Here is a 24,563-nt window from a genome sequence, read left to right as displayed (position 1 = left end):
GAGTTGCGGCTATCGCGGGCAAGCCCGCTCCCACAAGTTTTGAGTTGCTCACACATGTTGCAAAGAACACAAAACCCTGTGGGAGCGGGCTTGCCCGCGATGAACGATAACTCGGTCTATCGAGCAAAGCGCTGCGCCCAGCCAACAATATTCTTCGGCCGTGGCGTCGCATAAGTCCGCACCTTCGACGTCGACAACTTCAAACGCACCAGCGACTCGGCAATCGTCACCGCCGCCGTCACGCCATCCACCACCGGCACGCCGGTGCGCCGGCGGATCTGCTCGTCCAGCCCGGCCATGCCGCCGCAGCCCAGGCAAATTACCTCGGCCTTGTCCTGGGTCACCGCCAGTTCGGCCTGCTGCACAATCGCTTCCAGTGCGCGCTGCGGTTCGTGTTCCAGCTCCAGAACCGCCAGACCACTGGCGCGCACCGAGGCACAGCGATCCCACAGGCCGGACAATTTCAGCCGATCCTCGATCAGCGGCACGGTGCGATCCAGTGTGGTCACCACCGAGTAGGCATGGCCGAGAAACATCGCGGTGCTGGCCGCCGCATCAGTGATATCTACCACTGGCACGTTGAGCAGTTCCTGCAAGCCTTCGCGGCCATGTTCGCCGTAGCCGGCCTGGATCACCGCATCGAAGGGTTGATCGTAGGCCATCACCCGGTCCATCACGGCGATGGCGGCCAGGTAGCTTTCGAAATTGCCTTCAATCGATTCGGCGCCGAAGAATGGGGTCAGGCCGACGATTTCGGTACCGGGTGAAGCGACGGCCTGCGCCGAGCGGGCGATGGCGTCGGTGATGGATTCGGTGGTGTTGACGTTGACCACGAGAATACGCATGGAAAATCCTTATTGCGGGCAGTGGTGCGGCCCGAAAACCGGGCCGCGAAGGGATCAGTGGCTGACGTTATCCACAGCGATGCATTCGCCGCTGACTTCGGCGTAATGCGTCTGGCGTTTGGCGATGATCAGGTAAAGCATGCCGGCGATACCGGCACCGATCAGCCAGGAGAACGGCGAAACACTGTGGAAACCAGGTACCAGGGCCAGGACGATGGCGATCAGCGCTGCAGGAATAAACGCCGCCACCGCGCGGAAATTGATGCCGCGGCTGTAGTAATAAGCGCCGTTGGGGTCTTCGCTGTAGAGCTGCGGCACGTTGATGCGGCCTTTGCGGATCAACCAGTAGTCGACCATGATCACCCCGTACAGCGGGCCGAGCAGGGCGCCGAGGCCCGACAGGAAATACACGATCACCAGCGGGCTGTTGTAGAGGTTCCACGGCAGGATCAGCACGGCAATGGTCGCGCTGATCAACCCGGCGCGGCGGAAGGTCAGGTACTTCGGCGCCAGGTTGCTGAGGACGAACGCCGGGGCGACGAAGTTGGCCATGATGTTCACTGCGACGGTGACGATCAGAAAAGCCAGGCAGCCGAGCACCAGAAAGAATGTGTTGGGGATCGAGGCGATGATTTCGGTCGGGCTTTCGATGATTCGCCCGTTGATCTGGAACTGCGCGCCACACAGCAACACAGTAATCGCGGCGAATACCAGAATGTTCACCGGCAAACCCCAGAAATTTCCCACCTTGATGGTTTTGCGGCACGGCGAAGAACGGGCGAAATCGCAGAAGTTGAGGATCAGCGTGCCGTAAATCGCCAGCCACAACGCGCCGCCGGCAAAGATGTTGCGCCACATCTCGCCACCGGTCAGCGGCTCGCGGATCGACCAGGCAATGGTCGCGTTGGCCTGGAAGTACATCCACCCGGCGAGGGCAGCAACGGTCAGCAGAATCACCGGTCCGGCAAACGCCTCGTAACGGCGCACCATCTCCATGCCGTAGGCGAGGATCGCCAGTTGCACCAGCCAGATGGCAACGAAGCACACCCAGCCCAGAGTCGACAGGCCGAGAATCGAGTTGTGATCGTATTCGGCAAAGCCCGGATGCACGGCGGTCAGCAGGACGCGGAATACCACCGAGGCGAGGTACGTCTGAATACCGAACCAGGCGATGGCGATAACCGCCCGGATCAATGCAGGAATTTGCGCACCATGGATGCCGAAACTGATCCGGCTGATCACCGGAAACGGCACCCCGGTTTTCTGCCCCATGTACCCGGACAGGTTCATGAAGAAGTACACCAGCGCCGCGCCGATCCCCAGCGACAGCAGAATCTGCCAGCCGCCCAAGCCCAACGCATACAAGCCGATGGCGAACGAGTAGTTGGCGATGTTGTGCACGTCGTTCGTCCACAGGGCGAAGATGCTGTACTGGCCCCAGCGCCGGCCTTCGGCTTTGGTCGGCGCCAGATCGCTGTTGTGCAGACGCGGGCTCAGTTGAAGCGGCTCGCTCAGTCCGTCATCGGGCAACGGTTGATCGAGCGTGGCGGAGGGCAGATTCAGCGCGATGTTATTCGAAAGACTTGTACGCATTCCGGCAGGCTCCTGACGTTCACTCCCGCGATGACTGTGCATGAGCGCTCAAGCTCGACAAATCTTCGTCGCGACGGTGAAGGCATCACTGGTTACGGGGCATCTGCAGCCTGTACGGGATAGGGCGCTTCAGGCTTGCGGATCGAAAGTGTGCATGTTTTGCGGTTTTGTATACAAAACATGTATGCGATAAAGCCAGATTTGTGCCAGTTGCCAATTTATAAGCGGCAGGGCTCATTTCGAATAGTTATCAATGCGGCATAAGTGGCTGAAAAACAGGCGATATAAATTGATCGATCGGGCAGGGATTTTTTTCAGGGGAGGGAGTTTGCAGAGGGGCAAGCAGATGGGGATTCTGCTGGGGAGTGTAACTTTTCAGGGCGTCAGAACTGAAAGTGCACACATAAATGGCACCGATGGTGACAACCTTGTGTACACCTTTTGTGTGCCTGGCACCTATCAATGTGGGAGCGAGCCTGCTCGCGAATGCGGTGGATCAGGCAACTGAAACGTTGACTGCAACTGCGCTTTCGCGAACAGGCTCGCTCCCACAGGGGAACTCATTTCAGCAAATGATCAAACCTTGCTCTTGCTGATGATATTCCCCGCGTGCAAGCCGCATTCTTTCTGCGTGGCTTCTTCCCACCACCAGCGGCCTTCGCGCTCGTGCTGGTTCGGCAGCACCGGGCGGGTGCAGGGTTCGCAGCCGATGCTGATGAAGCCGCGCTCGTGCAGGCTGTTGTACGGCAGTTCGAGCATGCGGATGTAGCCCCAGATCTCCTCGCTGGTCATCTGCGCCAGCGGGTTGAACTTGTACAGGGTGCGTTCCGGTGTCGAGAAGGCTGTGTCGATTTCCAGCACCGCCACAGCGCTGCGGGTGCCCGGGCTCTGATCGCGGCGCTGGCCGGTGGCCCAGGCTTTGACGTCGGACAGCTTACGGCGCAGCGGCTCGATCTTGCGGATGCCGCAGCATTCGCCGTGGCCGTCCTTGTAGAAACTGAACAGGCCTTTTTCCTTCACGAACGGTTCGAGTTTCGTGTAGTCCGGCGAGACGATTTCGATGTCGATCTGGTAATGCTCGCGCACTTGCTCGATGAAGCGGTAGGTCTCCGGATGCAGGCGGCCGGTGTCGAGGCTGAACACTTTGACGTTCTTGTTCAGCTTCCACGCCATGTCCACCAGCACCACGTCCTCGGCGCCGCTGAAAGATATCCACAAGTCATCGCCGAACTCGGCGAAGGCGAGCTTGAGGATGTCCTGGGCGGATTTGTTGGCATAGGTCGTGGCGAGTTCCACGACGTCGAACGATGGGCTCATCAGGGCGGCTTCCTACAGGTCAATGGCGCTCGGGCGCTCTATAGGGGGCCGATGGTAACAAAAAGCTGCCGCGCCCGGGGCGTCCTCTGCGTTGCGCGCCTCGGGTGCAAACGCTAGAGTTCGGCCTCGCTCGACTCAATAATCACTACAAACGGGAGTGTCTTGTGGAAATTGCTTGCCTGGATCTTGAAGGGGTACTGGTACCGGAAATCTGGATCGCCTTCGCCGAAAAAACCGGAATCGACTCCCTCAAGGCCACCACTCGGGACATTCCCGATTACGACGTATTGATGAAGCAGCGTTTGCGCATCCTCGATGAGCACGGCCTCAAGCTCTCGGACATTCAGGAAGTGATCGCCACACTGAAACCGCTGGATGGCGCGGTGGAGTTCGTCAACTGGCTGCGCGAGCGTTTCCAGGTGGTGATTCTATCGGACACCTTTTATGAGTTTTCACAGCCACTGATGCGCCAGCTGGGCTTCCCGACTCTGCTTTGCCACCGCTTGATCACTGACGAAAGCGGTCGGGTGACGGGCTATCAACTGCGCCAGAAAGATCCCAAGCGCCAGTCGGTGCTGGCGTTCAAGAGTCTGTACTACCGGGTGATCGCGGCGGGTGATTCGTACAACGACACGACCATGCTCGGCGAGGCGGATGCGGGGATTCTGTTTCACGCGCCGGACAACGTGATTCGCGAGTTTCCGCAGTTTCCCGCGGTGCATACGTTTGAAGAGCTGAAGCAGGAATTTCTCAAGGCCTCTAATAGAGAGTTGAGTTTGTAGTCGTCTGGAAGGGCGTCTTCGCGAGCAGGCTCGCTCCCACACGATGATCGTTCCCACGCTCTGCGTGGGAATGCCTCATCGGACGCTCCGCGTTCGGCTTCTGAAAGGGACGCGGAGCGTCCCGGGCTGCATTCCCACGCAGGAGCGTGGGAACGATCGGTGTGGGAGGCTGCTCGCGATGCTTCAGAGGTTCTGCAGGGTATCGAGCAGGATCCGCACTTTGGTCATCGACTCCTGATACTCCGCCTGCCAGTCCGAATCGGCGACGATCCCGCCGCCGCCCCAGCAGCACACCTGACCATCCTTGACCAGCAGACTGCGAATGGCGATGGAGCTGTCCATCTCGCCGCGCACGTCCAGATACAGCAACGAGCCGCAATACAGACCGCGCCGGGTCGGTTCCAGCTCGTCGATGATCTGCATCGCCCGAATCTTCGGTGCGCCGGTGATCGAGCCGCCGGGGAAGCTGCCAGCGATCAGGTCCAGCGCATCACGATCCGCCGCCAGTTCACCGGTCACGCTGCTGACCAGGTGATGCACGTTCGGATAGCTCTCCAGACTGAACAACTCCGGCACCCGCACCGAGCCGATGCGGCAGGTGCGCCCGAGGTCGTTGCGCAGCAGGTCGACGATCATCAGGTTTTCCGCGCGATCCTTGGGGCTGGCCAGCAGTTCGGCGGCGTTGGCGGCGTCTTCGGCTGGAGTCAGGCCGCGAGGGCGGGTGCCCTTGATCGGACGCGTTTCAACCTGGCGCTGGCTGACTCTGACGAAACGCTCCGGTGACAGGCTCAGCACTGCGCCGCCGTCGGGCAGGCTCTGGAACCCGGAGAACGGCGTCGGGCAGGCCTGACGCAAAGCGCAGTAAGCCAGCCACGGATCGCCCTGGCATTCAGCACGAAAGCGTTGCGCGAAGTTGACCTGATAGCAGTCGCCAGCCTGGATGTAGTCCTGAATGCGTTCGAAGGCCTGACGGTAATCGTCGGCCGAGAGATCAGCGGCCATCGGGGCGTTCAGTTTGAAGGGCGCCAGCGCGTCAACTTGAGGCTGAGTGAACAGCGCGACCAATCGCTGCCGTTCACTGTCGACAAGCGATGGATGAAAGACCAATTGGCTGGTTTGCCCGTGGTGATCGCTGATCAGCGCCCAGTCGTACAGGCCAAAACGCGCATCGGGCAGTTGCAGGTCATCCAGCGCCTGACTCGGCAGGTTTTCCAGATGCCGGCCGAAGTCGTAGCTCAGATAGCCGATCAGTCCGCCGGCGAATGGTAATTCATACCCGGCAGGCAACTGAGCTTCGCCCAAGCGGCTGAGGTTGTCGCGCAGGCGCTGCACAAAGTGCGCACCGTTCTCGTCCGGCAATACTGCCAATTGTTCCAGCGGCCAGGCGCTGAGCAAGTCATAACGGCCGCGTTCAGCGCTCGGCCGGCCGCTGTCGAGCAGCACGGCGCCGGGTGCGTTGCGAATGGCCGCGAAATAGTCGGCGGGGTTGGCGCGGTAGGGCAGTGGGTGTACGGAGCAGGTCAACATGGGCGGGGCAGATCGGCCGTTGAGGCGGGGTGGGGATTGTAGTCCTCTGCGGGAATTGCTCCTAGAGGGGATGTCGGCGATTGGCAGATGGGCGGCAGAGTTGAAGCTCGGGTTCTTTGATCGTTCCCACGCTCCGCGTGGTAACGCCGCCATGGACGCTCTGCGTCCACTGTGACGCGGAGCGTCACGGGCTGCATTCCCACGCAGAGCGTGGGAACGATCAATGTGGGGGATCAGCCCTCGACCGCAGGAATATGCCCAAACATCTCCTGGGTAAACGCCACCCGCTCTTCTACCGATTCCTTAACGCCCCGCGCCTTCAGCTCTTCCAGCCGCGCTTCGACCGCGTGAGTGCGCAAGGTCAGGCCGCAATCGTTGGCGATCTGAATGTTCAGCCCCGGCCGCGCATTCAGTTCGAGAATCAACGGACCCTTTTCCTGATCGAGCACCATGTCCACACCGATATAACCCAGCCCGCACAGCTCATAGCAGCCGGCGGCGAGTTTCATGAAACCGTCCCAGTAGGGCAGTTGCACGCCGTCCACCGCGTTGGTGGTGTCGGGGTGTTTGGTGATGATGTTGTTCAGCCAGGTGCCGCGCAGAGTCAAACCGGTCGCCAGATCCACACCAACGCCAATGGCGCCCTGGTGCAGGTTGGCCTTGCCGCCTGACTGGCGGGTCGGCAGACGCAACATCGCCATCACCGGGTAGCCCATCAGCACGATGATGCGGATGTCCGGCACGCCTTCGTAGCTGATGCTCTTGAAGATCTGGTCCGGGGTCACACGGTATTCGATCAGTGCGCGGTCGCGGTGGCCGCCCAGCGAGTACAGGCCGGTGAGGATGCTGGAGATGTGATGCTCCAGCTCTTCGTGGGCGAGGATCTTGCCCGACACCGTGCGATAACGGCCTTCGAAGCGGTCGGCGATGACGATGATGCCATCGCCACCCGCGCCCTGCGCCGGTTTGATCACGAAGTCGCTGCGCCCGCCGATGATCTCGTCGAGCTTGTCGATTTCCTTCTCGGTGGAGATCACCCCGTACAGCTCCGGCACGTGAATGCCGGCGGCGATGGCGCGTTCCTTGGTGAGGATCTTGTCATCGACGATCGGGTACAGGCTGCGCTTGTTGTACTTGAGCACGTAGTCCGCGTTTCGGCGGTTGATGCCCATGATGCCGCGCGCCTCGAGGGCCTTCCAGGTCTTCCAGAAACCGAACATCAGGCGTCAGCCTTCTTCAGGAAGGCCTTGAAACGCACCAGTTCGGTCAGGCGGTAGCCGCGGTAGCGACCCATCGCCAGCATGAAACCGACCAGAATCAGCAGGATCGCCGGGAAGGTAAACACGAAGTACACCAGCTCCGGCACGGTCATGATCAGGTGCGCCAGGGAGGCGGCGAACAGCGTGCCGATGGCGACTTTCAGCGCATGGTTGGCGCCGCGTTCTTCCCAGGTAATCGACAGACGCTCGATGGTCATGGTCAGAATCACCATCGGGAACAGCGCCACCGACAAGCCACGCTCAAGCCCCAGCTTGTGGCTGAACAGACTGATCGCCGCAATCAACACCACAACGAAGGTCAGCACCACCGACAGGCGCGGCAGCATTTGCAGTTTCAGATGTTCGAGATACGAGCGCAGCGACAGGCCCAGCGCGGTGATCACCGTGAACAGCAGAATGCCGAAGCCCAGCTGCGTTTCGCGGAAGGCCAGGGCGATCAGCACCGGGGTGAATGTGCCCAGGGTCTGCAGGCCGATCAGGTTGCGCAGGATCAGGATCACCAGCACGCCGATCGGGATCATCACCATGATCATGAAGGTCTGCTGGGTCTGCAGCGGCAAGCCGTACAGCGAATAATCGAGGAAGTTGGCGTCGGTGTTTTCGTCGGTCAGCTTGGCCAGACGAATCGCGTTCATCTCGCTGTTGTTCAGGCTGAAGGTCACGTTGGCTTTCTTGCCGCCGTCGACGGTGATCAGGTTTTCATCGCCGGTCCACCACAGCAGGCGGTCGGTCGGCAGGCCTTGCTCACCGGTTTCCGGATTGAAGTACAGCCAGTCGTTGCCGTTGAAGCTGCGCAGCCACAGTTCGGGTGTCTGTGGCTGATCGGCGACGAGGCGGATGGTGTGGACTTTTTCTACCGGAACGTGGGCAATCGACAGCAGCAGTTCGACGATCTTGGCTTTGTGCGAGGTCGACGGATCGCCGGCCAGCAGCAACTTGACGTTGTCGTCATTCACGTTGTTGACGCGCTTGATCGCCTCGCCAATAAAGGTTTCGACGTCGGCCGAATGTTGGCGGATCGGCGCGAGCAGGGCTTCGGCGGCGATCTTTTCCGGGCCTTCGATGACCATGCTGTCACGGAAGGTCGGGCCTTTGACCTTGGATTTTTCCGCGGTGTAGCGCTTGGTCAGCACCAGACGGTAATACAGCGTCTGGTTGCCCTTGGCGCGACGGGCCGACCAGGTCACCTTGCGGTTGCCGTCGATGCGGTTGACCGCGACGCCGTAGTTATTGGAGATGAAGCTTTCGTTGAGGCTCACGTAATCGCGGCTCAACGGCGGCACGAACATCTGGATCTTCACCGGATCCTTGGTGTTGGCGACGAACTCGACCTTGGCGTCGATGTTCCACAGGTCGTCGGTGGCGTCTTCGGTCACCGGGATGCCGAGCACGAAAATCTGATAGGCCGTAACCGAAACGCCCAGCAGCACCAGCACGGCGATCAGGATTTTCAGGTGGAAGGTTAGAGAACGCATGGAAATTACTCGGCGGTATGAGCGGCGATGGTGCAGGCAGGTTTGCCGGCAGCGTATTTAAGACTGGGGTCGACCAGCGCGTCGAAGCGTTTCAGCGCCTCGGAGCCGATCAAAAGCGGGTATTGGAACGCACTTCGGTCGGTGAGGTTCACTTCGATGCTGCGCAATGCCGAACCCATGCAGATATCCAGCTCGATAACCGGACGGGCGGTGTACTGCTTGCCTTCTTCCGGATCGTAGTCGCCGGCGCGGCGCTTGATCTTGCTGACGCGAGCCAGCGGCCGTTCGATGGGGTGTGAATGCGCGGTGTCGATGGCCAGGTAGAAACGTACCCAGGATTCACCGTTGCGTTTGAAACGTTTGATGTCGCGGGCGCTCAGCGAGGCGGTTTTCGCCCCGGTGTCGAGTTTGGCCGCAACTTCGAGATTGATGCCGTCAAGCGAAGCGTATTCGTTGAGGCCGTACACGGTTTTTTCCCCCGCGGCGGCGAGGCCGGGCAGGCAAAACAGAGCAAAAAAGGTGGGGAAAGGCTTGAGTCTCATAAATCCTGGTGCGCAGCGTTCCGTTATCGGTTCAGGTGCCCGCACAACCGTGCGCAAGCCCCCGCGTGTGCCTGGCAGCTTTTTATGGCAAGCCGTACAAAGACCCGCAAATGCGGGCGGCATTCTAGCACGGTGGTTTTATGGCGCCAGCGCTTGGGGCAGGGTGTAGCAAGATCAAAAGATCGCAGCCTGCGGCAGCTCCTACATTTGGATTTGCGTGCGCCCTGTAGGAGCTGCCGAAGGCTGCGATCTTTTTGCGGTTATTAGACGATTGTCGACAATACCTATTTATCCTTTGACTCATCGGGCCAGATTGGCTAGTTTTTGCCGCATTGGATTTAAAGGTGTCGACAATCATGCTGGATCAACTCGATCCCCCGGTCATCAATGGCGACGATTCCGAGACGCTGTCGGAAAACGTCTTCCGCCGTATCCAGGCGGCTATCGTCAAAGGCGAGATCGCCCCGGGCAGCAAGATCTCCGAGCCGGAACTGGCGCGTACTTATGGCATCAGTCGGGGTCCGCTGCGTGAGGCGATCCATCGTCTGGAAGGGCAGCGCCTGCTGGTGCGCGTGCCGCACGTCGGTGCGCGGGTGGTCTCGCTCAGCCATGCCGAATTGATCGAACTCTACGAAATCCGTGAATCTCTCGAAGGCATGGCCTGCCGCCTCGCTGCCGAGCGCATGAGCGTCGAGGAGATCGACGAACTGCGCCGGGTGCTGGAAACCCACGAGCGCGATGCGGCGTTTCAGGCCGGCGTCGGTTACTACCAGCAGGAAGGCGATTTCGACTTTCATTACCGGATCATCCAGGGCAGCGGCAATCGCACGCTGACGCAGATGCTCTGCGGCGAGCTGTATCAACTGGTGCGCATGTACCGCATCCAGTTTTCCACCACGCCGAACCGCCCGCACCAGGCCTTCGCCGAACACCACCGCATTCTCGATGCCATCTCCGACCGTGACGGCGAGCTCGCGGAATTGTTGATGCGCCGCCACATCGGCGCCTCGAAACGCAACATCGCCCGTCACTACGAGGACGGCGCCCACAACAAGACAGCCACTGAACGAGGTGATGCATGACTTCCAACCTGAACACGCCGGGCCAGCGCTTCCGCGATGCGGTCGCCAGCGAGCATCCTTTGCAAGTGGTCGGCGCGATCAACGCCAACCACGCGCTGCTGGCCAAGCGCGCCGGTTTCAAGGCGATCTACCTGTCCGGCGGCGGCGTGGCCGCAGGCTCGCTGGGCGTGCCGGACCTGGGCATCACCGGGCTGGATGATGTGCTGACCGACGTGCGCCGTATCACCGACGTTTGCGACCTGCCGCTGCTGGTGGATGTCGACACCGGTTTTGGCTCGTCGGCCTTCAACGTGGCGCGCACGGTCAAGTCGATGATCAAGTTCGGCGCGGCGGCAATTCACATTGAGGATCAGGTCGGCGCCAAGCGCTGCGGCCATCGCCCCAATAAAGAAATCGTCAGCCAGCAGGAAATGGTCGATCGCATCAAAGCCGCCGTCGATGCCCGTACCGATGACAGCTTCGTGATCATGGCGCGCACCGATGCGCTGGCGGTGGAAGGTCTGGAATCGGCACTCGATCGTGCGGCGGCGTGCATCGAGGCCGGCGCTGACATGATTTTCCCTGAGGCGATTACCGAGCTGGACATGTACAAGCTGTTCGCCAATCGTGTGAAAGCACCGATCCTGGCCAACATCACCGAGTTCGGCGCAACGCCGCTGTACACCACCGAACAACTGGCCGGCGCTGACGTGTCGCTGGTGCTGTATCCGCTGTCGGCATTCCGTGCAATGAACAAGGCAGCGGAAAATGTCTACACGGCGATCCGCCGCGATGGCACGCAACAGAATGTCATCGATACCATGCAGACTCGCATGGAGCTCTACGATCGTATCGATTACCACACGTTCGAGCAGAAGCTCGATGCGTTGTTTGCTGCGAAAAAATGAAGATCAAAAGATCGCAGCCTGCGGCAGCTCCTACATGAACCACATTCCCCTGTAGGAGCTGACGAGTGCAACGAGGCTGCGATCTTTTTCCCGCACTCCCTAACAAATTCAAGATTGGAGACAACAATGGCCGAAGCAAAAGTACTCAGTGGCGCCGGGCTCCGTGGCCAGGTTGCCGGGCAAACCGCGCTGTCCACCGTGGGCCAGGCCGGAGCCGGGCTGACCTATCGCGGCTACGACGTGCGTGAACTGGCCGCCGACGCGCAATTTGAAGAAGTCGCCTATCTGCTGCTGTACGGCGAACTGCCGACCAAAGCGCAACTGGCCGACTATCAAAGCAAACTGAGCAAGCTGCGCGACCTGCCGCAGGCTTTGAAAGAAGTGCTCGAACGAATTCCCGCCGACGCCCACCCGATGGACGTCATGCGCACCGGTTGCTCATTCCTCGGCAACATCGAACCGGAGAAAGACTTCTCCGAACAGCGCGACAAGACCGACCGTCTGCTGGCCGCGTTCCCGGCGATCATGTGCTACTGGTATCGCTTCAGCCACGACGGCAAGCGCATCGACTGCGTCAGCGACGAGCCAACCATCGGCGGCCACTTCCTGCACCTGCTGCACGGCAAGAAACCGAGTGAATTGCACGTCAAAGTGATGAACGTGTCGCTGATCCTCTACGCCGAACACGAATTCAATGCCTCAACCTTCACCGCACGCGTTTGCGCCTCGACTTTGTCGGATCTGTACTCGTGCGTGACGGCGGCCATCGGTTCGCTGCGTGGCCCGTTGCACGGTGGCGCCAACGAAGCGGCGATGGAAATGATCGAGCGCTTCGGTTCACCGGAAGAGGCGATCAAAGGCACCCTCGGCATGCTCGAGCGCAAGGACAAGATCATGGGCTTCGGCCACGCGATCTATAAGGACAGCGACCCGCGCAACGAGGTGATCAAGGGCTGGGCGAAAAAACTCGCGGACGAGGTCGGTGACAAGGTGCTGTTCCCGGTATCGGAAGCCATCGACAAGACCATGTGGGAGCAGAAGAAACTGTTCCCGAATGCCGACTTCTACCATGCCTCGGCGTACCACTTCATGGGTATCCCGACCAAGCTGTTCACGCCGATATTCGTCTGCTCGCGCCTGACCGGCTGGGCCGCGCACGTGTTCGAACAACGCGCCAACAACCGCATCATCCGCCCAAGCGCCGAATACACCGGCGTCGAACAGCGCAAGTTCGTGCCAATCGAACGTCGCTGAATGGTGAGCTAAGCCGAGTACACCGCAGACCCCTGTAGGAGCTGCCGAAGGCTGCGATCTTTTGACTTTGATTTTCCAGAAGCAAGATCAAAAGATCGCAGCCTTCGGCAGCTCCTACACGGGGCGGTGTGACCCTTGAGGTCGGTGTAACGCCCACCCTTTGAAACCACCGTGACCCGAGTCCTGACCCGATGAACACAGAATTCCGCAAGAACCTGCCCGGCACGCCGCTGGATTACTTCGACACCCGCGCGGCGGTCGAGGCGATTGCGCCTGGCAGCTACGACACCCTGCCGTACACCTCCCGCGTGCTGGCGGAAAACCTTGTGCGTCGCTGCGACCCGGCCACGCTCACCGACTCGCTCAAGCAACTGATCGAACGCAAGCGCGATCTCGATTTCCCGTGGTTCCCGGCGCGGGTGGTCTGCCATGACATTCTCGGCCAGACCGCGCTGGTCGACCTCGCTGGCCTGCGCGATGCCATCGCTTTGCAGGGCGGTGATCCGGCGCAGGTCAACCCGGTGGTGCCGACGCAATTGATCGTCGACCACTCGCTGGCCGTCGAGGCGGGCGGTTTCGATGCCCAGGCCTTCGAGAAGAACCGCGCCATCGAAGATCGCCGCAACGAAGACCGTTTCCACTTCATCAACTGGACCAAAAAGGCCTTCAAGAACGTCGATGTGATCCCGCCGGGCAACGGCATCATGCACCAGATCAACCTGGAGAAAATGTCCCCGGTGATTCAAGTGCGCGAAGGCGTGGCGTTCCCCGACACCTGCGTCGGCACCGACAGCCACACGCCGCACGTCGATGCGCTGGGCGTGATTGCCATCGGCGTTGGCGGCCTCGAAGCCGAGAGCGTGATGCTCGGCCGTGCGTCGTGGATGCGTCTGCCGGAAAGCGTTGGCGTCGAACTGACCGGCAAGCTGCAACCGGGCATCACCGCCACCGACATGGTCCTGGCCCTGACCGAATACCTGCGCAAACAGAAAGTCGTCGGCGCCTGGCTGGAGTTCTTCGGTGAAGGTGCAGCAGCGCTGACCCTCGGTGACCGCGCGACCATCTCCAACATGGCCCCGGAATACGGCGCCACGGCGGCGATGTTCTACATCGACCAGCAGACCATCGATTACCTGAAACTGACCGGTCGTGAAGACCAGCAGGTTCAATTGGTCGAGCAGTACGCCAAACTCACCGGCCTGTGGGCTGACAGCCTCAAAGGTGCGCAATACGAGCGCGGCCTGACTTTTGATCTGTCCTCGGTGGTGCGCAACATGGCCGGCCCGAGCAACCCGCACGCCCGCGTTGCGGTATCGGATCTGGCGGCCAAAGGCATCTCCGGCCAGTGGGATGACGTGCCGGGGCAAATGCCCGACGGCGCAGTAATCATCGCCGCGATCACCAGTTGCACCAACACCAGCAACCCGCGCAACGTCATCGCCGCAGGCCTGTTGGCGCGCAATGCCAACAAGCTCGGCCTGACGCGCAAGCCGTGGGTCAAATCTTCGCTGGCGCCGGGCTCGAAAACCGTGGCGCTGTACCTCGACGAAGCGGGGCTGACCACTGAGCTGGAACAGCTCGGTTTCGGCGTCGTGGCGTTTGCCTGCACCACTTGCAACGGCATGTCCGGCGCCCTCGATCCGCTGATCCAGCAAGAGATCATCGACCGCGATCTGTACGCGACCGCAGTGCTTTCCGGCAACCGCAACTTCGACGGGCGCATTCACCCGTACGCCAAACAGGCATTCCTCGCCTCGCCGCCGCTGGTGGTTGCCTACGCGATCGCCGGGACCATCCGTTTCGATATCGAGAAGGATGTGCTGGGCGTGGTCGATGGCCGGGAAATCCGCCTGAAAGACATCTGGCCGAGCGATGAAGAAATCGATGCGGTGGTGAAGTCTTCGGTCAAGCCTGAGCAGTTCCGTCAGGTCTATATTCCGATGTTCGCCGTGCATGAAGACACCGGGCCGAAAGTCGCGCCGCTGTACGACTGGCGCGAGATGAGCACCTACATCCGCCGTCCGCCGTACTGGGAAGGCGCGCTGGCCGGCGCTCGTCCGCTGAAGGGCATGCGCCCGCTGGCGGTGCTGCCGGACAACATCACCACTGATCACCTGTCGCCATCGAACGCGATCATGCTCGACAGCGCCGCCGGCGAATACCTGGCGAAAATGGGCCTGCCGGAAGAGGACTTCAACTCCTACGCCACCCACCGTGGCGACCACCTGACGGCCCAGCGCGCGACCTTCGCCAACCCGAAACTGTTCAACGAAATGGTCGTGGAAAACGGCAAGGTCAAGCAGGGTTCGCTGGCGCGTGTCGAGCCGGAAGGCCAGGTCATGCGCATGTGGGAAGCCATCGAAACCTACATGCAACGCAAGCAGCCGCTGATCATCATCGCTGGCGCTGACTACGGTCAGGGTTCGTCCCGCGACTGGGCGGCGAAAGGCGTGCGCCTGGCCGGCGTCGAGGCGATTGCCGCTGAAGGTTTCGAGCGCATTCATCGCACCAACCTGGTGGGCATGGGCGTGTTGCCGCTGGAATTCAAACCCGGCACCAACCGCCACACCCTGGCCATCGACGGCAGCGAAACCTACGACGTGATCGGCGAGCGCAAGCCGCGTGCGGATCTGACGCTGGTGATCAATCGCAAGAACGGCGAGCGCGTCGAAGTGCCGGTGACCTGCCGTCTCGATACCGCGGAAGAAGTGTCGATCTACGAGGCCGGCGGCGTGTTGCAGCGCTTCGCACAGGATTTCCTCGAAGGATCGGCGGTAGCCGTTTAAACAGGTTCAGCGGCCGAGGGGTGATGAGTCCCTTGGCCGCTTAGAAGGAGCAATCATGGCTCACGCACCACAAATCAGAATCCCTGCGACTTACATGCGCGGCGGCACCAGCAAAGGCGTGTTCTTCAGCCTCAAGGATCTGCCCGAACCAGCGCAGGTTCCAGGCCCGGCGCGCGACGCTTTGTTGCTGCGAGTGATCGGCAGCCCCGATCCCTACGACAAGCAGATCGACGGCATGGGCGGCGCGACGTCGAGCACCAGCAAAACCGTGATTCTGTCCAAGAGTCTCAAGGCCGATCACGACGTCGATTACCTGTTCGGACAAGTGTCGATCGACAAGCCGTTCGTCGACTGGAGCGGCAACTGCGGCAACCTCTCGGCGGCGGTCGGTTCGTTCGCCATCAGCAACGGTCTGGTCGACGCCAGCCGCATTCCGCACAACGGCGTGGCGGTGGTGCGCGTGTGGCAGGCCAACATCGGCAAGACCATCATCGCCCACGTGCCGATCACCAACGGCGAAGTGCAGGAAACCGGTGATTTCGAACTCGACGGCGTGACCTTTCCGGCGGCGGAAGTGCAGGTTGAATTCATGGATCCGGCGGCGGAAGAAGAGGGCGGCGGTGGCTCGATGTTCCCCACCGGCAATCTGGTCGATGAGCTTGAGGTCCCGGGTGTGGGCACGTTCAAGGCGACCATGATCAATGCCGGGATCCCGACGATTTTCGTCAACGCCGAAGACATCGGTTACACCGGCACCGAACTCCAGGGCGCGATCAACGGCGATCCAAAAGCGCTGCTGATGTTCGAGACAATTCGTGCCTACGGTGCGTTGCGCATGGGCCTGATCGCCAATCTGGAAGAAGCCGCCAAGCGGCAACACACGCCGAAAGTTGCGTTCGTCGCCAAGCCTGCGGATTACGTGGCGTCGAGTGGTAAAGCGATCGCTGCTGGTGACGTGGACCTGCTGGTGCGCGCGTTGTCGATGGGCAAGCTGCACCACGCCATGATGGGCACGGCAGCGGTGGCGATCGGCACGGCGGCGGCGATTTCCGGGACGTTGGTGAATCTTGCTGCGGGTGGGATTGAGCGCGATGCGGTGCGTTTCGGCCATCCGTCGGGGACTTTGCGCGTGGGCGCTGAGGCGACGCTGGAGAATGGCGAGTGGGTGGTGAAGAAAGCCATCATGAGCCGCAGTGCGCGGGTGCTCATGGAAGGCTATGTCCGCGTGCCCGGAGATTCTTTCTGACTTAACACAAAACCAATTAGGAGCTGCCGAAGGCTGCGATCTTTTGATCTTGATCGCGAAAAACAAAATCAAAAGATCGCAGCCTTCGGCAGCTCCTACAGGAGTGAATCGAACATGAGCGCCAACGTCGACCTGAACAACCGCCCCGATTACGATGCAGTCCTGCAGGACATCGCCGACTACGTCCTCACCTTCAAGCCCGAATCCGCCGAAGCGCTGAACACCGCGCGCAACTGTCTGATCGACACGCTGGGCTGCGGCTTGCTGGCCCTGCGTTTCCCCGAATGCACCAAGCACCTCGGCCCGATCGTCGAAGGCACGGTAGTACCGTTCGGTGCACGAGTCCCAGGTACCCCTTATCGCCTCGACCCGGTCAAAGCAGCGTGGGATATCGGCTGCATTGTCCGCTGGCTCGACTACAACGACACCTGGCTCGCCGCCGAATGGGGGCATCCATCGGACAACCTCGGTGCCATCCTCGCCGTTGCCGATCACCAGTCACAGAAACGCATCGCCAGCGGTGAAGCACCGCTGACGGTCCGCGATGTGCTGGAAGCAATGATCATGGCCCACGAGATTCAAGGCGTGATCGCTCTGGAAAACTCCTTCAACCGGGTAGGACTCGATCACGTCATTCTGGTGAAAGTCGCATCAACTGCCGTCAGCGCCCGACTGATGGGCGCCAATCGCGAGCAGCTGTTGTCGGCACTGTCCCACGCCTTCGCCGACGGTCAGGCACTGCGCACTTATCGGCATGCGCCGAACGCCGGCTCGCGCAAATCCTGGGCGGCGGGGGATGCGGCGAGTCGTGGCGTAAGGCTGGCGGACATCGCCATGCGCGGTGAGATGGGCATTCCCGGCGTGTTGAGCGCGAAGCAGTGGGGCTTCTATGACGTATCGTTCAGCCACACCAACAACGATCTGGCGCTCAAGCCCGAGGACAAGCGCGCTTTCAGCTTTTCCCGGCCGTTCGGCAGTTACGTGATGGAAAACGTGCTGTTCAAGATCAGTTTCCCCGCCGAATTCCATGCGCAGACGGCGTGCGAGGCGGCGGTGACCTTGCATCCGCTGGTTCGCAATCGGCTGCATGAGATCGACCGCATCGTCATCACCACCCATGAATCGGCGATCCGCATCATTTCCAAGGTCGGCCCGCTGGCCAATGCCGCCGACCGCGACCACTGCCTGCAATACATGACCGCCGTGCCGCTGGCATTCGGCAATCTGGTGGCTGAGCACTACGAAGACGACTTCCACAAGGCGCATCCGATCATCGATGTGCTGCGCGAAAAAATGCTCATCGTTGAAGAACCGCGCTTCACCCGCGAATACCTTGAGCCTGACAAACGCTCGATTGCCAACGCCGTGCAGGTGTTTTTCAAGGACGGCAGCAGCACCGACAACGTCGTGGTGGAGTACCCGATCGGCCATCGCCGCCGCCGCGCCGAGGGCATTGCGTTGCTGGAGGACAAGTTCAAGGCCAACCTGGCCACGCGGTTTGCCGGCCAGCGTTGCGCTGAGATATTTGCGCTCTGTGAGGATCAGGCGCGGCTGGAAGCCACAGCGGTGAATCGATTCATCGATCTGTTTGTGCTCTGACAGACCGCGTTATCGTTCTTCGCGGGCAAGCCCGCTCCCACAGGGAATGGTGATGAACACAGAAATTGTGAACGCCTTCAGAACCTGTGGGAGCGGGCTTGCCCGCGATAGCGTCAGATCTGGCACCGCAAACCTACTTGAACCGCCGCTCAACGCCTTTCTCCACGAGAATCTTCGCCGAAATCTCTTCCACCGAGAAATGCGTGGAATTGATATGCGGAATGTTCTCGCGGCGGAACAGGTTTTCCACTTCGCGCACTTCGAATTCGCACTGGGCGTAGCTCGAATAACGGCTGTTGGGCTTGCGCTCGTTGCGGATCGCAGTCAGGCGGTCGGGGTCGATGGTCAGGCCGAACAGCTTGTGCTGATGGGCGCGCAGGGCCGTCGGCAGGGTCAGGCGTTCCATGTCGTCTTCGGTCAGCGGATAGTTGGCCGCGCGGATACCGAACTGCATGGCCATGTACAGACACGTCGGCGTTTTGCCGCATCGCGACACGCCCACTAGTATCAGATCGGCTTTGTCGTAATAGTGGGTGCGCGCGCCGTCATCGTTGTCGAGGGCGAAGTTCACCGCCTCGATGCGCTCCATGTAATTGGAGTTGTGTCCGATCGAATGGGATTTGCCGACGGTGTAGGAAGAATGCTCGGTGAGCTCCTGTTCGAGCGGCGCGAGGAAAGTCGAGAAGATGTCGATCATGAAACCATTGGACGTTGCGAGAATCTCACGAATGTCCTGATTGACGATGGTGTCGAAGATGATCGGGCGAAAGCCGTCGGTTTCAGCAGCTTTGTTGATTTGTTGTACCATGGCCCGCGCTTTTTCCACGCTGTCGATGTAGGGCCGCGTGAATTTGCTGAAGGTAATGTTTTCGAACTGCGCCAGCAGGCTTTGACCCAGGGTTTCGGCGGTAATGCCGGTGCCATCGGAGATGAAGAAAGCAGATCGTTTCATTTGCACCTTGGGCCTTAAGCTAGTAACGAATCTTGGATATGATAGGCGCGATTTGCCGGCCGCCATTGGCCCGCATTCTCACTTATTTTCCAGGTCCAGGCCATACAACCGGCCGAGGCTCCCCCGGGCCGCCGGTTTCTGAGCTTTTCCAACACAGTTAGTGGAGAGATCACCTTGGTAGAGTACGTAGTTTCCCTCGATAAGCTCGGCAAACACGATGTTGAGCATGTGGGGGGCAAGAACGCATCCCTGGGCGAGATGATCAGTAACCTGGCAGGCGCCGGTGTTTCGGTCCCCGGCGGCTTCGCCACGACGGCTCAGGCCTATCGTGACTTCCTCGAACTGAGCGGCCTGAACGATCAGATCCACAAGGCCCTCGACGCGCTCGACGTCGACGACGTCAATGCCCTGGCCAAGACCGGCGCGCAGATCCGCCAATGGATCATGGACGCCGAATTCCCTGAAAAGCTCAACACCGAGATCCGCACCGCGTTCGCCGCGCTGTCGGCCGGCAATCCTGACGTGGCCGTGGCCGTACGTTCTTCCGCCACCGCCGAAGACCTGCCGGACGCCTCCTTCGCCGGTCAGCAGGAAACCTTCCTGAACATCCGTGGTGTGGAAAACGTTATCCGCGCCGCCAAAGAGGTGTTCGCTTCGCTGTTCAACGACCGTGCGATTTCCTACCGCGTGCACCAGGGCTTCGACCACAAACTGGTCGCGCTGTCGGCTGGCGTGCAGCGCATGGTGCGTTCGGAAACCGGCACCGCCGGCGTGATGTTCACCCTCGATACCGAATCGGGTTTCCGTGACGTGGTATTCATCACCGGCGCTTACGGCCTGGGCGAAACCGTCGTACAAGGCGCGGTCAACCCCGATGAGTTCTACGTACACAAAGGCACCCTGGAAGCCGGTCGTCCGGCCATCCTGCGCCGCAACCTGGGCAGCAAAGCCATCAAGATGATCTACGGCGACGAGGCCAAGGCCGGTCGTTCGGTCAAGACTGTCGATGTCGACAAGGCCGAACGCGCGCGTTTCTGCCTGACCGACGCCGAAGTCAGTGAGCTGGCCAAGCAGGCGATGATCATCGAGAAGCACTACGGCTGCCCGATGGACATCGAGTGGGCCAAGGACGGTGACGACGGCAAGCTGTACATCGTGCAAGCGCGTCCGGAAACCGTGAAAAGCCGCACCCAGGCCAACGTGATGGAACGTTACCTGCTCAAGGAAACCGGCACCGTGCTGGTGGAAGGTCGGGCGATCGGCCAGCGCATCGGCGCCGGCAAAGTACGCATCATCAAAGACGTCTCGGAAATGGACAAAGTCCAGCCGGGCGACGTGCTGGTTTCCGACATGACCGACCCGGACTGGGAACCAGTGATGAAGCGCGCCAGCGCCATTGTCACCAACCGGGGCGGGCGTACCTGCCACGCGGCGATCATCGCTCGTGAGCTGGGCATTCCGGCGGTGGTAGGTTGCGGCAACGCCACCCAGCTGCTGAAGGATGGCCAGGGCGTGACCGTGTCCTGCGCCGAAGGCGACACCGGCTACATCTTCGAAGGCGAACTGGGCTTCGACATCAAGAAGAACTCCGTCGACGCCATGCCGGAGCTGCCGTTCAAGATCATGATGAACGTCGGCAACCCGGACCGCGCCTTCGACTTCGCCCAATTGCCGAACGCCGGCGTCGGTCTGGCACGTCTGGAATTCATCATCAACCGCATGATCGGCGTGCACCCGAAAGCGCTGTTGAACTACGACGGCCTGCCGCAGGAAATCAAGGACAGCGTCGACAAGCGTATTGCCGGTTACAGCGACCCGGTCGACTTCTACGTCGACAAGCTGGTGGAAGGCATCAGCACCCTGGCTGCAGCGTTCACGCCGAAAAAAGTCATCGTGCGTCTGTCGGACTTCAAGTCCAACGAATACGCCAACCTGATCGGCGGCAAGCTCTACGAGCCGGAAGAAGAGAACCCGATGCTGGGCTTCCGTGGCGCTTCGCGTTACATCAGCGAATCGTTCCGCGATTGCTTCGAGCTCGAATGCCGCGCATTGAAACGCGTGCGCAACGAGATGGGCCTGACCAACGTGGAAATCATGGTGCCGTTCGTCCGTACGCTCGGCGAAGCCAGCCAGGTGGTCGATCTGCTCGCCGAGAACGGCTTGAAGCGCGGCGAGAACGGTCTGCGCGTGATCATGATGTGCGAACTGCCATCGAACGCGATTCTGGCCGAGGAATTCCTCGAATTCTTCGACGGTTTCTCGATCGGCTCCAACGACCTGACCCAACTGACTTTGGGTCTGGACCGCGATTCGGGGATCATCGCGCACCTGTTCGACGAGCGGAATCCGGCGGTGAAGAAGCTGTTGGCCAACGCCATTCAGGCGTGCAACAAGGCCGGCAAGTACATCGGCATCTGCGGTCAGGGTCCTTCCGACCACCCGGATCTGGCCAAGTGGCTGATGGAACAGGGCATCGAAAGCGTGTCGCTGAACCCGGACACCGTGCTGGAAACCTGGTTCTTCCTCGCCGAAGGCCAGGCTTGATCAGTATGTAATTGGCCCGCGCCCCATGTGGGAGCGGGCCTTGAGATTGAAGTAGGGCGGGCTCCATCGGATGCCGCCCTTTTTTGTGCAAGAGCATTATGCAAAGCAGCAGCAACCTGTTTCCTGTCGCGCTGATCAGCGCCGAGCGGCGCGGCGATCTGAGCGAAGACGTCTATCGATTGAAACCCGGCAACAGCCCGGACTGGTCCGTGGAAATCGCCGTCACCCGCCTGGGCATGGCCGATGACACGGCGCCACGCGGCGTGCCGGTGATTCTGTTGCACGGCAGCTTTTCCAATCGGCGCTTCTGGTTTTCCCCCAAAGGCCTCGGGCTCGGCGCGTATCTGACGCGGCTGGGCTTCGACGTGTGGATTCCGGAAATGCGCGGTCACGGCCTGTCCCAGCGCAATGAGGACTACCGGCGCAATCGTGTGGCCGACTACGCCCGCTACGATCTGCCGGCGATTGCCGCGTTCGTGCGTGAGCAGAGCGGACAGATCCCGCACTGGATCGGCCATTCGCTGGGCGGCATCACCCTGGCAGCAGCGCTCGGCGGCGAATACCTTGGCGAACCGGCCGTGGCCTCGGCGGCGTTTTTCGGCACGCAGGTCAGCCGCACCTACTGGCCGTTGAAAATCCCACCGTTGGAGTGGGGCGGGCGCTTTATTCTCAAGCGTTTCGCGCAGTTGTCCGGCTCACGCCTCAAACGCGGTCCGGAAGACGAACCGATCGGCCTGGCCATCGAAAGCATGCGCTGGTACGGCTTGTTCGGCCGCTTCGGCGACAAGGACAAGGATTGGTGGGCCGGACTTGCCGAGGTGCAGGTGCCGGTGTTGGCCGTGACGGCGGCGGGCGATCATCAGGATCCGGCGTGGGCCTGCCGCAAGCTGTTCGAGCAGATCGGCTCAGAGTGCAAGCAGTTCATCAATCTGGGCCGCGAGCAGGGCTTCTCGGACAATTTCGGTCATGTCGAAATGCTGGTGAGCAAAGCAGCGCAGGCTGAAGTGTGGCCCTTGGTGGCGCGCTGGTTGAACGATCAGCAGACGCCATTGCTGGCGCAGGCGACGGATCTGGCCGCTGCGGTGTGAGGGGCGTTCCGTTCAGCCTGGCTTGCGGCTAAGATATGACGCATTGTGCGGTTCCGGTCATATTTCGTGACTGTTTAGCGATAACGTTTCAGCCGCGGTTCAGGTTCGCTCAGCGACCATGGCATGGACTAAGGTAAACAGCGACCGCCGGAACTCGTCTCATCAGAATGCGGCATCCTTGATCGTCTTCCTTGTTACAGGAGTTTTTCGATGGAACATTACCTTACGCCTGACCTGTGCGACGCCTACCCGGAGCTGGTGCAGGTGCTGGAACCGATGTTCAGCAATTTCGGCGGCCGGGATTCCTTCGGCGGCGAAATCGTGACCATCAAGTGCTTCGAAGACAATTCGCTGGTCAAGGAGGAGGCCGAACTCAACGGCAAAGGCAAAGTGCTGGTGGTCGATGGCGGCGGTTCGCTGCGCCGCGCCCTGCTGGGCGACATGATCGCCGCCAAGGCCGCGCAGAACGGCTGGGAAGGGCTGGTGATCTACGGTTGCATCCGTGACGTCGACGTCATCGCCCAGACCGATCTCGGCGTGCAGGCGCTGGCCAGCCATCCGATGAAAACCGACAAGCGCGGCATTGGCGACCTCAACGTCCCGGTGACGTTTGCCGGCGTGACGTTCCACCCAGGCCAGTACATTTATGCGGACAACAACGGCGTGATCGTGTCGCCGAGCCCGCTGAAGATGCCTGAATAAGCTTTTCGACAAGGGATGCGGATGTTCGAGGAAGAAAACGCGCAATGGGGGCTGGTGCATGCCCTGGTGCTGGACGGCAAGGGCGGTGCGCGTTCGATAGCCCGGACTGAGCTCGACGATTTGCAGCTGCAGGCCCATGAAAGCCTGTGGCTGCACTGGGATCGCAGCCATCCGCAGACCCGTACCTGGCTGCGCAAATCCAGCGGGCTCAATGAATTCACCTGCGATCTGTTGCTGGAAGAGAATACCCGCCCGCGTCTGTTGCCATTGCCCGACTCCGAGCTGTTGCTGTTTCTGCGCGGGGTCAATCTCAACCCGGGCGCCGAGCCGGAAGACATGGTTTCGGTGCGGATTTTCGCCTCGGCTCAGCGAGTGATTTCCCTGCGCTTGCGTCCGTTGCGCGCTACAGATGAGTTGCTGGCGCTGCTGGGTGAGGGCAAAGGGCCGAGAACTTCCTCGGAATTGATGCTGTATCTGGCGCAGTTCCTCACCAATAAAGTGCAGGATCTGGTCACGTGCCTGTCGGAAGTGGTGGATGAGGAAGAAGAAAAACTCGACGCCGACGAACGGTATACCCCCGAGCATGGGGCCATTTTGCACATCCGCCGCAGAGCCGCTGGGCTGAAGCGTTTTCTCGCCCCACAGCGGGACATTTTCGGACAACTGACGCGGATAAAACTGCCGTGGTTCGTCGAAGACGACGCCGACTACTGGAACGAATTGAACAACAGCCTGACCCGTTATCTGGAAGAGCTCGAATTGACCCGAGAGCGCGTGGGGCTTGTGCTGGAGGCCGAAGACCGGCGTTTGAGCGTGCACATGAACCGCACCATGTACCGCTTCGGCATCATTACCTGCATCTTTTTGCCGATGAGTTTCATCACCGGTCTGCTCGGGATAAATGTCGGCGGTATTCCTTTCGCCGAAAGCCCGTATGGCTTCCTGATCGCCTGTCTGACGGTGCTCGCCCTGGCATTCGGCCAGTGGTGGTTGTTCCGTCGATTGCGCTGGGTGTGAACATGGCGCATGTGACCCGAGCAAATCTGCCCGCGTCTTTCACAG

19 protein-coding genes are annotated in these 24,563 nt (G+C 60.7%); 11 read left to right on the top strand and 8 right to left on the bottom strand.

Going from position 1 to position 24,563, the window contains the following annotated elements; translation table 11 throughout:
- Positions 1-116 precede the first annotated feature (116 nt).
- The 3 genes from D8U60_RS20570 to D8U60_RS20560 all read right to left on the bottom strand — a co-directional run bounded on the left by D8U60_RS20570 (position 117) and on the right by D8U60_RS20560 (position 3,755).
- Positions 117-845 (bottom strand): aspartate/glutamate racemase family protein, encoded by a 729-nt coding sequence (locus D8U60_RS20570; protein WP_122881613.1) that lies wholly within the window; start codon positions 843-845, stop codon positions 117-119.
- 54 nt (positions 846-899) lie between these two features.
- Complete coding sequence (locus D8U60_RS20565) at positions 900-2,438, bottom strand: NCS1 family nucleobase:cation symporter-1 (RefSeq protein WP_122881612.1); 1,539 nt, start codon at positions 2,436-2,438, stop codon at positions 900-902.
- Between the two features lie 576 nt (positions 2,439-3,014).
- Positions 3,015-3,755 (bottom strand): phosphoadenylyl-sulfate reductase, encoded by a 741-nt coding sequence (locus tag D8U60_RS20560; RefSeq protein ID WP_122611940.1) that lies wholly within the window; start codon positions 3,753-3,755, stop codon positions 3,015-3,017.
- Between the two features lie 164 nt (positions 3,756-3,919).
- Between D8U60_RS20560 and thrH the strand changes: the two genes are divergently transcribed.
- The gene (gene thrH / locus D8U60_RS20555) at positions 3,920-4,537 is read left to right on the top strand and encodes a bifunctional phosphoserine phosphatase/homoserine phosphotransferase ThrH (RefSeq protein ID WP_016773816.1); all 618 of its coding nucleotides are present in this window, start codon (positions 3,920-3,922) and stop codon (positions 4,535-4,537) included.
- A 183-nt stretch (positions 4,538-4,720) separates the two neighbouring features.
- On the opposite strand, the gene pabB is transcribed toward thrH, so the two are convergent.
- The 4 genes from pabB to D8U60_RS20535 form a co-directional block, all read right to left on the bottom strand.
- Positions 4,721-6,064: an aminodeoxychorismate synthase component I gene (gene pabB, locus D8U60_RS20550; RefSeq protein WP_130900796.1), complete on the bottom strand. Its 1,344-nt coding sequence runs from the start codon at positions 6,062-6,064 to the stop codon at positions 4,721-4,723.
- A 233-nt stretch (positions 6,065-6,297) separates the two neighbouring features.
- Positions 6,298-7,284 carry an alpha-L-glutamate ligase-like protein gene (locus D8U60_RS20545; protein ID WP_016773817.1) on the bottom strand — a complete coding sequence of 329 codons (987 nt, stop codon included), beginning with the start codon at positions 7,282-7,284 and terminating at the stop codon, positions 6,298-6,300.
- Positions 7,284-8,819, bottom strand: a complete 1,536-nt coding sequence (locus tag D8U60_RS20540) for an inactive transglutaminase family protein (RefSeq protein ID WP_130900795.1) — start codon at positions 8,817-8,819, stop codon at positions 7,284-7,286. Before D8U60_RS20540 ends, D8U60_RS20545 begins: the two co-directional genes overlap by 1 nt.
- Before the next feature lie 5 nt (positions 8,820-8,824).
- Positions 8,825-9,361, bottom strand: coding sequence for an ATP-dependent zinc protease (locus D8U60_RS20535; RefSeq protein ID WP_041479149.1), 537 nt, complete (start codon positions 9,359-9,361; stop codon positions 8,825-8,827).
- 359 nt (positions 9,362-9,720) lie between these two features.
- Here D8U60_RS20535 and D8U60_RS20530 point away from each other — a divergent pair, with 359 nt between their 5' ends.
- From D8U60_RS20530 to prpD, 6 genes are all read left to right on the top strand, one after another.
- Positions 9,721-10,443, top strand: coding sequence for a GntR family transcriptional regulator (locus D8U60_RS20530; RefSeq protein ID WP_177435487.1), 723 nt, complete (start codon positions 9,721-9,723; stop codon positions 10,441-10,443).
- On the top strand, positions 10,440-11,330 hold the full coding sequence (gene prpB, locus D8U60_RS20525; RefSeq protein WP_041479146.1) for a methylisocitrate lyase: 891 nt from the start codon (positions 10,440-10,442) through the stop codon (positions 11,328-11,330). The genes D8U60_RS20530 and prpB overlap by 4 nt, the downstream gene beginning before the upstream one ends.
- Positions 11,331-11,456: 126 nt before the next feature.
- Positions 11,457-12,584: a 2-methylcitrate synthase gene (gene prpC, locus D8U60_RS20520; protein ID WP_130900793.1), complete on the top strand. Its 1,128-nt coding sequence runs from the start codon at positions 11,457-11,459 to the stop codon at positions 12,582-12,584.
- A 191-nt stretch (positions 12,585-12,775) separates the two neighbouring features.
- The gene (gene acnD / locus D8U60_RS20515) at positions 12,776-15,370 is read left to right on the top strand and encodes a Fe/S-dependent 2-methylisocitrate dehydratase AcnD (RefSeq protein ID WP_016773823.1); all 2,595 of its coding nucleotides are present in this window, start codon (positions 12,776-12,778) and stop codon (positions 15,368-15,370) included.
- Positions 15,371-15,425: 55 nt separating this feature from the next.
- Positions 15,426-16,616, top strand: a complete 1,191-nt coding sequence (gene prpF, locus D8U60_RS20510) for a 2-methylaconitate cis-trans isomerase PrpF (protein WP_130900792.1) — start codon at positions 15,426-15,428, stop codon at positions 16,614-16,616.
- Positions 16,617-16,730: 114 nt separating this feature from the next.
- Positions 16,731-18,215, top strand: coding sequence for a 2-methylcitrate dehydratase (gene prpD / locus D8U60_RS20500; protein WP_130900791.1), 1,485 nt, complete (start codon positions 16,731-16,733; stop codon positions 18,213-18,215).
- A gap of 133 nt (positions 18,216-18,348) precedes the next feature.
- Here the strand turns inward: prpD and D8U60_RS20495 are convergent, their stop codons facing one another.
- The gene (locus tag D8U60_RS20495) at positions 18,349-19,167 is read right to left on the bottom strand and encodes a pyruvate, water dikinase regulatory protein (RefSeq protein WP_016773826.1); all 819 of its coding nucleotides are present in this window, start codon (positions 19,165-19,167) and stop codon (positions 18,349-18,351) included.
- A 174-nt stretch (positions 19,168-19,341) separates the two neighbouring features.
- Here D8U60_RS20495 and ppsA point away from each other — a divergent pair, with 174 nt between their 5' ends.
- The 4 genes from ppsA (at position 19,342) to D8U60_RS20475 (ending at position 24,518) form a co-directional block, all read left to right on the top strand.
- On the top strand, positions 19,342-21,711 hold the full coding sequence (ppsA, locus tag D8U60_RS20490) for a phosphoenolpyruvate synthase (protein ID WP_051600403.1): 2,370 nt from the start codon (positions 19,342-19,344) through the stop codon (positions 21,709-21,711).
- A 98-nt stretch (positions 21,712-21,809) separates the two neighbouring features.
- Positions 21,810-22,799 (top strand): alpha/beta fold hydrolase, encoded by a 990-nt coding sequence (locus D8U60_RS20485; RefSeq protein ID WP_130900790.1) that lies wholly within the window; start codon positions 21,810-21,812, stop codon positions 22,797-22,799.
- A 210-nt stretch (positions 22,800-23,009) separates the two neighbouring features.
- Entirely contained in the window at positions 23,010-23,501 is a 492-nt protein-coding gene (gene rraA, locus D8U60_RS20480; protein WP_130900789.1) for a ribonuclease E activity regulator RraA, read from the top strand.
- 21 nt (positions 23,502-23,522) lie between these two features.
- Complete coding sequence (locus D8U60_RS20475) at positions 23,523-24,518, top strand: zinc transporter ZntB (protein WP_122611237.1); 996 nt, start codon at positions 23,523-23,525, stop codon at positions 24,516-24,518.
- The last annotated feature ends 45 nt before the right edge of the window (positions 24,519-24,563 follow it).

The organism is Pseudomonas sp. Sample_11 (genome assembly GCF_004307505.1).
GTDB classification, from domain to species: Bacteria; Pseudomonadota; Gammaproteobacteria; order Pseudomonadales; family Pseudomonadaceae; genus Aquipseudomonas; species Aquipseudomonas atacamensis.
Note: the sequence above shows the minus strand (reverse complement) of the source record. Positions and strands in the feature narration are given on the sequence as shown.